The sequence below is a fragment of the Micromonospora psammae genome, assembly GCF_036902725.1.
Classification (GTDB): domain Bacteria; phylum Actinomycetota; class Actinomycetes; order Mycobacteriales; family Micromonosporaceae; genus Micromonospora.
Map to the genome: position 1 here is coordinate 20,552 of NZ_JBAKHM010000030.1, position 12,570 is coordinate 33,121.

General features: G+C 71.2%; 5 protein-coding genes and 1 pseudogene. All 6 read left to right on the top strand.

All coding sequences use genetic code 11. The features are described 5' to 3' along the window. The first annotated feature begins 52 nt into the window (after positions 1–52). The 6 genes and pseudogenes from V6U79_RS26410 (at position 53) to V6U79_RS26430 (ending at position 12,568) form a co-directional block, all read left to right on the top strand. Positions 53–3,880 (top strand): DUF6079 family protein, encoded by a 3,828-nt coding sequence (locus V6U79_RS26410; RefSeq protein ID WP_334616232.1) that lies wholly within the window; start codon positions 53–55, stop codon positions 3,878–3,880. Between the two features lie 52 nt (positions 3,881–3,932). Next, positions 3,933–6,638 (top strand): BREX-2 system phosphatase PglZ, encoded by a 2,706-nt coding sequence (gene pglZ / locus V6U79_RS26415; RefSeq protein ID WP_334616233.1) that lies wholly within the window; start codon positions 3,933–3,935, stop codon positions 6,636–6,638. Continuing rightward, complete coding sequence (brxD, locus tag V6U79_RS26420) at positions 6,635–7,939, top strand: BREX system ATP-binding protein BrxD (RefSeq protein ID WP_334616234.1); 1,305 nt, start codon at positions 6,635–6,637, stop codon at positions 7,937–7,939. The genes pglZ and brxD overlap by 4 nt, the downstream gene beginning before the upstream one ends. Position 7,940: 1 nt before the next feature. Next, positions 7,941–10,040 carry a DEAD/DEAH box helicase gene (locus V6U79_RS26425; RefSeq protein WP_334616235.1) on the top strand — a complete coding sequence of 700 codons (2,100 nt, stop codon included), beginning with the start codon at positions 7,941–7,943 and terminating at the stop codon, positions 10,038–10,040. Between the two features lie 216 nt (positions 10,041–10,256). Next, a pseudogene (locus V6U79_RS29890) lies at positions 10,257–10,950 on the top strand (IS30 family transposase); the annotation flags it as partial. A 100-nt stretch (positions 10,951–11,050) separates the two neighbouring features. Then, on the top strand, positions 11,051–12,568 hold the full coding sequence (locus V6U79_RS26430; protein WP_334616236.1) for an McrB family protein: 1,518 nt from the start codon (positions 11,051–11,053) through the stop codon (positions 12,566–12,568). Positions 12,569–12,570: the final 2 nt, after the last annotated feature.

Consider the following 12,570-nt stretch of genomic DNA (forward strand, 5'->3'; position numbering starts at 1 on the left):
GGTCGTCGGTGACGCCGGCGTCACGGGGAGCTGGTGGGGGCGAGGAGCGGCGATGACCCTGTTGCGGGACGTGATCGAGATTCCGACCTCGGTCGGTGACGGTGACTTCGTCGTCCGCGCCGCCGAGGGCGCCGACCTGCGCCGGTACGTCGTCACGGACCAGCTCCGGGACAACTTCGCCGAGGCGCTGCGCCGGATCGGTCACGCTGTCACCACCGGCCGTTCCCAGGCGATGTTCCTGCACGGCTCGTTCGGCTCCGGCAAGTCGCACTTCATGGCCGTGCTGCGGGAGGTCCTCCAGCACAACCCCGCCGCCCGCGAGGTGCGCGGGCTGTCCGAGCCGGTGCTCGCCGCCGACCCCTGGCTGCGCGACCGGAAGCTGCTCACCCTCACCTTCCACATGCTCGACGCGCGCTCGGTCGAGCAGGCGGTCCTGGAGGGCTACCTCAACCAGATCACCCGGCTGCACCCCGAGGCGCCCGTGCCCGCCGTACACCGGTCGGACGCGCTGCTCGACGACGCCGCGCGGCTGCGCGAGCGCATGGGCGACGACGCCTTCTTCGCCGCGCTTCGCGACGGCGGCGGTGTCCCCGCGGCCGGTGGTGGCCTCGGGCTCGCCGCGCTGCGCGCCAAAGCCGCCGGCTGGACCCCGCAGAGCTACGCCGCCGCCGCGGCCTCGCCGCCCGGCACGGCCGAGCGGGACCGGCTGGTCAGCGCATTGACCAGCACATTCTTCACCGGCGCGGTCCGCAGCGGGGAGTACCTCGACCTGGACACCGGCCTCGCCGTGATCACCCGGCACGCCAAGGCCCTCGGGTACGACGCGCTGGTGCTCTTCCTCGACGAGCTGATCCTCTGGCTCTCCACGAAGATCAGCGACCACACCTTCGTTAACACCGAGGGCGCGAAGCTCAACAAGCTCGTCGAGTCGGCCGACGCCACCCGGCCGCTGCCGCTGGTCTCGTTCGTGGCCCGGCAGCGCAACCTGGAGGACTTCCTCGGCCCGCAGGTCGGCGGCACCGAACGGGAGGCGCTGGCGCACGTCATGCGCAGCGTCCAGGGCCGGTTCGGCGAGATTGTCCTCGAAGACACCAACCTGCCCGAGATCACCGAGAAGCGGTTGCTCAAGCCGCTCACCGACGAGGGCCGGGCGGTCATCGACAACGCTTTCGCCGCCGTGAAGGGCAACCGGGAGGTGTGGGACGCCCTGCTGCTCGGCGCCCAGTACGGCGACGCCGGCATCGGCTCCGACGCCGCCGCCTTCCGCAAGCTCTACCCGTTCTCGCCCGCCCTGGTCGCCACCCTGGTCGCGCTCTCCCAGGCGTTGCAGCGTGAGCGCACCGCGCTGAAGGTGATGACCGAGCTGCTCGTCGACCGCAGGGACACCCTCAAGGTCAACGACCTGATCGGCGTGGCCGCGCTCTTCGACCCGCTGGTGCTGCACGGCGAGCTGCCCGACCGGCCCAAGCTCAAGCAGCTCTTCCAGTCCGCCCGCAGCTTGTACACGCAGAAGCTGCGGCCGATCCTGCTCAACCTCAACGGCATCGGCGAGGAACAGGCCGCCGGGCACCAGCAGTTCCAGCTCGACGACAAGCTGATCAAGACGGTGCTGCTCGGCGCGCTGGTGCCCGAGGTGCCGGCCCTGCACAACCTCACCGCCGCCAAGCTGCACGCGCTCAACTTCGGCTCGATCACCTCGCCCATTCCCGGCTACGAGCGGCAGATCGTGCTCAACCGGCTCAACCGGGTCGCCGACAGCGCCGGTGAGCTGCACCTGACCAAGACCCCGGACCCGGTGGTAAGCCTCAAGCTGCACACCGTCGACTACGACAAGCTGCTCGACCTGGTCCCCAACGACGAGGCCACCACCACCGGCGTCCGGCAACAGCTCATCCGGGACCTGGTCACCGCGGAGATGGGCATCACCGGGGCCGGCGGCCAGCTCGGTGAGCTGCTGCACTCCCGAGCCTGGCGGGGCAGGTCGCACACCGTCCAGGTCAAGTTCGGCAACGTGCGGGACCCCGACACCATGCCGGTCTCCGCGCTGATCGCCACCGGCGAGGCCTGGCGGGTGGTCATCGACTACCCGTTCGACCCGCAGGGCTACGAGCGCAGCGACGACCGCGCCCGGATCCAGAGCCTGGAACGCGGTTCCCGGACGGTGTTCTGGCTGCCGTTCTACCTCACCGACGAGCTGATGGGGAAGGTCGGCCAGCTCGCCAAGATCAATTATCTGCTCGGCAACGGCACCGGTGACCGGCTCAACTCGCTCGCCGCCGACTGGACCCTCGCCGACCGGCAACAGGGCAAGGTCTACCTCCAGCAGCGCCAGACCCAGCTGCGCGGCACGCTGATCAGCGCCCTCATGCAGGCGTACGGGTCGGCCACCTCGCAGGGGTCCGACGTGCAGGACGACAGCGTCGGGGTGTTCCACACCCTCGCCGACGGCCTGCACGTCGGCGACCCCCGCGGCGGCACCCTCGAGGACGCTTTCAAGAACCTCACCGGGGAACTCCTCGCCTGGTCCTACCCGGGCCGCCCGCACCTGCCCGACGACGAGAAGCCCGTCACCCGCGGCGAGATGAACAAGATCCTGGAGTACGCCAAGCTGGCCGCCGCCGACCCCGCCCGGGGCGTCAGCGTGCCCAACCCGGCCGACCAGCGCATCCTCCGGCGGGTCTGCAACAACCTGCGCCTCGGCGAGCTGATCGACGGCCGGTACGTGCTCAGCACCTCCACCTGCCGGTGGAGTCAGCACCTGCTCCAGGCCGCCGCCAACGAGGGCTACACCGACCACTTTCCGGTGCACGTGCTGCGCCGGCTCATCGACGAGCCCGCCGCCTTCGGCTTCGACCGGGAGCTGCAAAACCTGATCATCGTCGTGTTCGGGCTCGAGCAGCAGCTCGCCTGGTACCAGCACGGCGGCAAGGTCGACGTGACCAACCTCGCCCTCGTGCGCGACGAGATGGAGCTGCGGCACCCGCCGATGCCCGACGAGCAGGCATGGGGGGACGCGGTGCGCCGCGGCTCGGCGATCTTCGGCGGCGCGCTGCCCGTCTGGCGCACGCCGGCCAACCTCGGCGAGCTCGCCGGCACGCTGCGCGCAGCGGCGAGCGGGCGGAAGAAGTCGGCCGCCGACCTCGTCGACGCACTGACCGCGCACGCCGACGTGCTGGGCCTGGACATCGCGGCCCCGACCGGCCGGCTCGCCACCGCGCGGCGAGCGGCCCGGTTCGTGGCCGAGCTGGCCGCCGAACGCGACGACGTGGTGCTGGTGGAGACGGCCGCCCGCGTCGACCTCGGCGACGTCGACGACCAGGCCGTCGGCGAGGTGCTCAGTCAGGCGAGCAGGATCAGCGCCGAGCTGGCGCAGGGCCACCAGTGGCCGCTGCTCCAGGCGATCGCCGCCCGGGCTGCCCATGACGCCCGGGCAAAGGCGATCATCGGGCAGCTCCGGGACGTCGCCCGGCGCGAACAGCACGGACAGGACCTGGTCGACGCCCTCCAGGCGGCGTCGGCGGCCTCGGCGGCACTGCTCGCCGCCGATCAGCCGACGAAGCCCGCCCCCGTCGACCCGCTCGTGACGCCTCCGGTCGTCACGCCGCCCGGGGGGCAGACGCCCCCGGCGAATCCGCCGGTCATCCCGCCGGCCAGGCCGCCGGTCGACGCCGATCCCGCACTCGTGCCGGCCGGTGACGTTAGAGGTGTCGAGCTCGGCGGCTCGGGTGGGAACGGCAACGGGTCGGGGGCCGGGGAGCTGTCGGTAGTTCCGCAGCGCCGCGAGGTCACCGACGAAGCCTCCTGGGAGAAGGTCGCCGCCGAGATCGCGGCCGAGGTCGCCGCCGGGCGGCGGGTCACCGTCACCTGGGAGATCCGATGATTGCTCGCGCCGTCGTGCCGCAGGCCAGGATCGCGCCACGCCGGGCGGGGTCGTGAGCGCGCCAGTCAGCGCGGCTCAGCCGGACGCGGTCCGCCGCAAGATCGAGGCGTGGCTGGCCGAGGACGACCCGGCGGACGCCATCGCGCTGACCGCCCGCCCCGACTGGCCCGCCGAGCCGGTGCTTAGCCTCGACGGCACCCGCGTCCGGGTGGTCCCGTGCCCCACCCCGCTGGCCGCCCGCGCCGCCCTGCACGACCGGGCCGACGGCGAACGGCTGGTGCTGCTGACCGAGCTGACCGACAGCGAACTGGGCGACGGTCTCCTCGCCCACCTCAGCAAGCAGACCGTCCGCAGGATCGACCCGTGGGACCTGGTCCGGCAGATGTTCGGCGGGGTCAAGAGCCTCGACCCCACCCTCGTCCGGGTCGGCCGTTGGGTCGCCAACGCGCTCACCGACCACGCCCCGGCCGACGGCTGGCCCGCCCCGCCCGGCGCCATCCTCACCCGCGACCACGCGCTGCGCAGCCTCACATCCGAACTGCTAGACCTGCCCCCCGCCGAACTCGACGACAGCGGCCTGGTGCAGTGGAGCACCGACGCCAGCCGACAGCTGCGATTCACGAGGCTGCCGGACGTCGTCGCCGAGGGTGTCACGGCGTACCTGACCGGGACCGCCGGCCGCGCCGCCGTTCCGATCATGTCCGCCGTACGGGCCGGGCACGGGGTGGACGTCATCCCGCTGGGGCTGCTCGCCGGGCTGCTCTGGCCCGCCGGCAGTGAGCGAACCGCCGAGGTGGAGGCCGCCGTCGGCCGGACCCGGTTGGAACCCCGATTCGGCGGCTCCCGGCTCACCCCGCACCAGGCTGAGGCGCTCCATCAGGCCGCCGAGGCGTGGGTCTACCGGACGGTCGACTCCGGTGACGAGGGCCGGAGGGAGGCGATGCGGACGCTGCGGCGGGCCGAGGCGATCGCCGCCGAAATCGGCATCACCGGGCTGCTCGGCGCGTCAACCGTCCTGCCCAGCGGCTTCGTCCAGCGGCTCCGTGCCTTCGCCGACGCCGTACGACTCGCTGTGCCGGCCGGTGGGGCGCCGCACCCGGCCGCGGTGACCCGGGCGCAGTCGGCGCTCGCGACCGTCGAGGCGCACCGCGCCGCCGAACCGCGCCGGGTGGAGACCGCGCGGATGGCCGTCCGGCTGCTGCGCTGGCTCACCACCACCGACGGCCCGGCACCCGCCACCCTGCTCGACGCGCTGCACCGGCAGGTCCGCCACGACGGATGGGTCGACCGGGCTCGGCTCGACGTCTTCGCCGGCGACCCCGACCAGCAGGTCGCCGAGGCGTACCGGCTGCTGCACCGGGCCGTGGACGCCCGCCGGTCGCGCCACGACCAGCAGTTCGCCACGCTGCTCGCCGCCGCCACCGGTGCCGAGACAGAACCGGGCGCGCTGCTGCGCGTCGAGGACGTGCTCGACCGGGTGGTGCAGCCGATCCTCGACCAGGGTCGCCGCGTGCTGCTGCTCGTGATGGACGGGATGGGCGTCGCGGCAGCCACGGAGCTGGCCGAATCGATCCCCCGCACCGGTGCGTGGGTGGAGCTCACCCCCGAGGGCGGCCCCCGGACCGGCGTGCTGGCGGCCCTGCCCACGGTGACCGAGGTCAGCCGGTGCAGCCTGCTGAGCGGGCGCATCGTCGCCGGGAACCGGCAGGCTGAGCAGAAGGCGTTCCGGGAACGCTTCCCCGCCGGACGGCTGCTGCACAAGGCGGCGTTGCGGGCCGGAGCCGGGGCGGCGCTCGACCCGGACGTGCTGGCTGCCCTCGACGACCGGTCGATCCCGCTGGTGGCCGCCGTGGTCAACACGATCGACGACGCCCTCGACCGCAGCGACCCGGGCACCACCGTCTGGGGCGAGGAGACCATCACCGCCGTCGGCGACCTGCTGGCGTCGGCCGCCGACCGGGTGGTCGTCCTGGTCTCCGATCACGGCCACGTCGTCGACCGGGGCCCCGAGTCGGTCACCCTGCCCAGCGCCGGCAGCGAGAACCGGTGGCGCCCGCCGACCGACCCGCCCGGCGACGCCGAGGTCACCGTGACCGGCAGTCGGGTGGCGCTCGGCGGTGGCACCGTCGTCCTGCCCTGGCGCGAAGAGGTGCGGTACGGGCCGCGCAAGGCGGGCTACCACGGTGGGGCCGCCCCGGCGGAAGCGGTGATCCCACTACTGGTGCTGGCCGCCGGTGACGACCAGGCCGTACCGGGCTGGGCCGGCGCCCCGGTGGCCAGCCCCGACTGGTGGCGGGAACCCCTGGCTGATTCGCCGGCGCCTTCCGAGTCTGGCGCAACCACTCGACGTCGCTCGCGTCGTCTCGTCGAGCAACAGTCCGAGGGCCTCTTCGACCTGGCGCCGGTCGCCGCCGCGCCCGCCGCGGCCCCGCAGCCCGTCCCGACGGCGCCTGACCTGGTGACCGCCCTGCTCGCAAGCGACCGGTACGCCCAGCGGCGCGATCCCCGCATGCCGCTGGCCGACGAACGGGTAGCCGCGCTGCTGGGCACCCTGCTCGGCGGCGGCGACCGGGCCACCCTCGACACCCTCGCTGCCCGGGCCGGGGTCCCGGCACACCGGATCAACGGCACCGTCACCGCGTTGCGTCGGCTGCTCCAGGTCGAGGGCTATCCCGTCATCACCCTCGACCCGGACGGTCGCACCGTCCACCTCAACCGGGCGTTGCTGATCGAACAGTTCGAGCTGGAGCCGCGGTGACCCTGGAACTGTCGGCCCGCCGCCGTCGGGACATCGTCGACGCGCTGCGGCGCGGTGTCGTCCCGAGCAACGGACTCGACGCGCTCGCGGTCGGACTCGACCGGTTCACCGCCGCCCTCGACGACGACCTTGATCGCGTCGCCAGCGGCGGCAGCGTCTTCAAGGCCGTGCGCGGCGAGTACGGCGCCGGCAAGACTTTCTTCACCCGCTGGCTGGCCGAGCGCGCCAAGCGGCGCGGCTTCGCCGCCGCCGAGGTGCAGATCTCCGAACTGGAGACACCCCTGCACCGGATGGAGACCGTCTACCGACGGCTGGTCGAACACCTCAGCACCGAGCAGTTCGCGCCGAGCGCCTTCCGGCCCGTACTCGATGGTTGGATCTTCGCGCTCGAGGAGGACGTCCTCGCCGGCGGTGCGGTCGCCGAGGACGACGTCGAGGCGCTGGACCGGGCCGTCGGCGAGCTGCTGGAGCGGCGGCTGGGCGACATCTCGCGGAGCACGCCGGGCTTCGCCGCGGCGCTGCGCGGCTACCGGGCCGCCACCGCCGGCGGTGACCACCTCACCGCCGACGGCCTGGCCGCCTGGCTGGGTGGCCAGCCGCACGTCGCCGCGTCCGCCCGGCGGGCCGCCGGGGTGAAGGGCGACCTTGACCACTACGGCGCGTTGAGCTTCCTGCGGGGACTGCTCACCGTCCTGCGGGACAGCGGCCACCAGGGGCTGCTGGTGGTGCTCGACGAGGTCGAGACTCTGCAACGGGTGCGCTCCGACGCGCGGGACAAGGCACTGAACGCCCTCCGGCAGCTCATCGACGAGGTGCACGCGGACCGCTTCCCCGGCCTGCTGCTAGTGATCACCGGGACACCCGCCTTCTTCGACGGCCCGCAGGGCGTCCAGCGCCTCGCGCCGCTGGCGCAACGGCTCGCCACCGACCTCGGCCCCGACCCGCGCTGGGACAACCCCCGGGCCACCCAGCTGCGCCTGCCCGGGTTCACCGTCGACGCCCTGGTGGAACTCGGCAGCAGGGTCCGGGACATCTACGCCAGCGCCCAGGTCGACGCCCGGGTGGACGACGAATACCTGGCCACGCTTGCCCGGGCCGTCACCGGTGCGCTGGGCGGTCAGGTCGGGGTGGCGCCCCGGGTCTATCTCAAGAAGCTCGTCGCGGACGTCTTCGACCGGGTGGACCAGTTCGCCGACTGGGAACCACGGCGGCACTACGCGCTGACCCTGCGGGCCGACGAGCTGACCGAGATCGAACGCAACGCCGCCGCCTCGGCCGACGACATCGAACTGCCCATCTGACATGCCGTCGGACCTCGACCCGGTCGTGGTGCACCACCTGGTCAACACCCTGGGCTGGCGTGACCTGCGGCCGCTGCAGCAGGCCGCTATCCCGCCGGTACGCGACGGACTGGACGCCCTGCTCCTCGCCCCGACCGCCGGCGGCAAGACCGAGGCGGCGCTCTTTCCCCTGCTGACCCGGATGGCCGAGCAGCGGTGGACGGGCACCTCGGTCCTCTACCTGGCTCCGCTGAAGGCGCTGCTCAACAACCTCCATCCCCGCATCGAGAGGTACGCCGGCTGGCTCGGACGACGTGCCGCCGTCTGGCACGGCGACGTCAGCACCTCCCGCCGCCGGGCGGTGCTCTTCGAACGCCCCGACATTCTGCTCACCACGCCCGAGTCGTTGGAATCCATGCTGGTCAGCACGAAGGTCGACCACCGGTTGTTCTTCGCGGACCTGCACGCCGTCGTCGTCGACGAGGTGCACGCCTTCGCCGGTGATGACCGGGGCTGGCATCTGCTGGCCGTGCTGGAACGGCTGACCCGGGTGGCGGGCCGACCCTTGCAGCGGATCGGCCTGTCCGCCACCGTGGGCAACCCCGGGGAACTACTCACCTGGCTACAGGGATCGGGCGCGGGCAGCCGGCCGGCACAGGTAGTGGCCCCCGATGCGGTCGCGGTGGTCGATCGCCCGCCGCCCGGCGACATCGAGCTGGACTACGTTGGCTCGTTGGCCAACGCCGCGACGGTGATCGCCGGGCTGCACGGCGGCGAGAAACGCCTCGTCTTCTGCGAGTCCCGGCAGACCGTCGAAGAACTCGGTCAGCTGCTGCGGGAGAAGGGCGTGACCACCTTCCTCTCCCACGCGTCGCTCTCCGCCGACGAGCGTCGCCGCGCCGAGCAGGCGTTCAGTGAGGCCCGGGACTGCGTCATCGTCTCCACCAGCACCCTCGAACTGGGCATCGACGTCGGCGACCTGGACCGGGTAATCCAGATCGACAGCCCAGCCACGGTGGCGTCGTTCCTGCAACGCCTCGGCCGCACCGGGCGGCGGGCGGGAAGCAGTCGTAACTGTCTCTTCCTGACCCTCGACGGCGAAGCGCTGACGGAGGCGGTGGCGCTTCTGCTGCTCTGGAGCCGGGGCTGGGTGGAGCCGGTGAGCGCGCCACCCGAGCCGCGCCACATCGTCGCCCAGCAGCTGCTCGCGCTCTGCCTCCAGGAACATCGGGTCGGCGACCAGCTCTGGACGCAGGCATGGAACAGGCTGCCGCCCTTCGGCGAGAGCGCCCGCCCGATCGTGCGTCACTTGGTAGAGCGCGGCTACCTCGAGCAGGACGGCGGGATGCTGTTCATCGGCCCCGCCGCAGAGCAACGCTTCGGTCGCCGGCATTTCATGGACCTGACCGCGGTCTTCGCCGGGCCGCCGGAATTCACCGTGCTGACCGGGCGGAACGAGCTCGGTCGGATCAACCCGAGCTTGCTCACCGAGGAGGTCCGAGGTGACCGCCGGCTGCTCCTGGGCGGGCGGAGCTGGCGCGTCACCTACATCGACTGGCGCCGGCGGCGATGCTTCGTGGAGCCGGCCGACGGGGGCGGACGAGCCCGCTGGCGGGGCAGCGGCTGGGCCTACCTGGGCTTCGAGCTGAACCGTGCCATGCGGGATGTCCTGCTCGGTGCGGACCCGCCCGTCGCCATCACCCGCCGGGCGGCGGCCCGACTCGCCGAGGTACGTGCCGACAAAGCGCACCTCGTGCATCCGGGCGGAACGGTCATCGTGCGGGAGAAGGACGGCGATCTGCGCTGGTGGACCTGGGCCGGCTTCCGGGCGAACGCCACCCTGACCGCGACCCTCGGCGAGGTCGTCGACCCCGTGGAGAGGTTCGACGACTGCAGCATCCGGCTCCGGGAAGATGTGACCCCACGAGCCTGGCGGTCGCTGACGGCGGACGCCGCTGATCGGCTATGTCTGCCGGAGGTGGAGGAGAAGGCGCTGGTCGGACTTAAGTTCAACGCCGCCCTGCCGACCCGGCTCGCCGTGGCGACCTTGGCGGCCCGGTTGTCGGACCTGGATCGGGCGGCCACGGTGCTGGGCGAGCCGACCCGATTCCTGGTCGCTTGAGCCGTTCGACCGGGTTGACCGGCCCAAACGAATGCGGGCGCACGGGTGTTGGCCGCCTCCACCACCCTGCGGCGGCCAGCGACGGAGGCACCACGTGGTCGACGCCTTCGGTCGTCAGCAGCAGCCGCGTGCGGCCGTCCCGGTGGGTGTCCACCTTCAAGGCCGAGTTCGGTGAGCACTAATCTCAGCCCGGCTGCTCGTTGAGCCACTTCGCAGCGGCCTGGTTGGCGACCTCGACGGGTTGCTGGTCGTACCGGGGATGTACCGGGTGTCTCACGAGGCGATCTATCATTGGGTGTACGCCCAGCCGGTGTCCACCCTGGCCCGGGAGTTGATCCGGCTGCGCACCGGCCGTACTGCCCGACGCGCGGGCCTCGCCCCCAGCCCGCGCCGAGGATCCGTGAGCCCCGCTACCTGGACGAACGCCCCGCCGAGGTCGTGGGGCGGCAGGCCCCGGGCACTGGGAAGGCGACCTGGTCATCGGCAAGGCCGGCAAAAGTGCGCTGGCGGCCTGGTCGAGCGGACCTCCCGCTTCGTGGTCCTGGTCCCGCTAACCGGCCGGGACGCGCTGACCGGCGGCGACGCGATCATCGCCGCCGCCGGGACCCTACCGCCGCAGCTGGCCCGGTCGTTGATCTGGGACTGCGGGTCAGAGATGGCCGGCCACGCGAGGATCACCGCCGCCGGACTGCCGGTGTCTTCGCCCGCCCACACTCACCCTGGCAACGCGGCAGCAACGAGAAGGCCAACCGGATCCTGCGCGAATAACCCCAAGGGCGTCCCCATCACCTCCAACCCCAAATACCTGGCGATGGTGGCTTCCGAGATCAACGACCGACCCCGTAAGATCCACGGTTGGAAGAAGCCCTCCGAGATATTCACCGAACTCGTCGAGGCAAATGCTTCCACCGACCGAACCCGCCGTCGGGTGCCGCACAGCATGGCCGGCGCCAACACAGGCGCCGATACCGAATGTCGGTGTCCTGTCGGATCTACAAGAAAGAGCAGCTGTGATCGACGCAACGACCGAGCAGATCATCAACGACGAACGGCGAGCCTTTGGTCCTCGGTTCGTGCAGTCGCGGCGTGATGCGGAGGAAGCGGCGCGGCGGTTCATCAACGAGCATCTCGGCTTCATGTCCACCGAGCACATCATCGAGCTCGGTCGTCTGTTCAACCAGCATGAAAAGGCAGGGCGGACTCGGTTCGACCGCTTCACGCCAGGCTTCACCGGTGCGATCATGGCCAAGCTCGGCCGCAACCCGAGGCGGTTCAACCAGACGCTCATACCGCTCTGGCGCGGATCGATCGAAGACGCGCTGAAGGTGCTGGGCCAGATGTTCCGGGACCGTTCGATCTTGCCCGGTGCCGGATCGTCGCTGCCCAGCTTTCTGCTCTATCTCCGTGATACGGAGCGGTTTGGCATCTGCATCAACGCGACTATGGATGGCCTGGCAAGCGAAACCGGCGCTTCGTACCGAGCCGATAGCCTGGACAACTATGAGGAATTCTGCACCGATCTGCGAGCTTGGCGGGAAAGGCATGGTGTGACGCCGCAGGAGGCGGACGCGGTCCTTTCGGAGATGATGCGCAGGGCCCGCCCGGACACCCTGCTGTCGCTGCTGGACGCAGGCGGCGAGGTCGGTAATAACGGGCTGTTCATGGGCCGCTCAACCGAGGCAAAGATGACGGTGGAGCAGGTCGCAACCTCCTGCTATCTCCCCGTAGAGCAGATCGACGAATGGGTCGCTGCGCTCACCACCGGAATGCGCCAAGCGGTCTTCCACGGTCCCCCTGGCACCGGGAAGACCTACATTGCTCGGCTCTTGGCCCGCCATCTGGCCACCTCGTCACAACACATCGAACTTGCCCAGTTCCATCCGGCCTACTCGTACGAGGATTTCGTGGAAGGGCTGCGCCCGGAGGTCGGTGCCGAGGGCGCGCTGAGCTATCGGGTGCGTCCGGGTGTCTTCTCTCAGTTGTGCGAGCGCGCGCAGCAGGCGCCAGACGAGACGTTCGTGCTGGTCATCGACGAGATGAACCGTGCGGACCTGGCAGCGGTCTTCGGTGAGCTGATGTTCCTCTTGGAGTATCGGGGTGACTCACCGGTGACCCTGCCGTACTCGCAGCGGCGGATGTCCGTCCCGCAGAACCTGTTCTTGCTCGGAACGATGAACACCGCTGATCGAAGCCTGGCCTTGCTGGACTTCGCACTTCGCCGTAGGTTCCACGCCTTCCCGGTGCTGCCGAGCGAGGATGTGCTGAGCCGTTGGGCCGATGCGCGTGGGACCGCCGACAGAGAACTTGCGCTCGGGTTGTTCCGGTTGGTCCGCGATCGCGTTGGGCTGGACGTGCCCGTCAGCCCTGGTCACTCGTATTGGATGGCAGAGGGCTTTGACGCGGCAAGTGCGGAACGGATCTGGTCGTACCAGCTCCGACCGTACTTGGCGGAGCACTGGTTCGACCGGCCTCGCGAGCTTGAGCAACTCGACACCGATGTCCGGGCGCTCATCGCGGAGCGCGCCTGAAA

Coding starts and splice junctions, on each gene's coding strand:
- V6U79_RS26410 (WP_334616232.1), top strand. CDS start 53: ATGACCCTGTTGCGGGACGTGATCGAGATTCCGACCTCGGTCGGTGAC.
- V6U79_RS26425 (WP_334616235.1), top strand. CDS start 7,941: ATGCCGTCGGACCTCGACCCGGTCGTGGTGCACCACCTGGTCAACACC.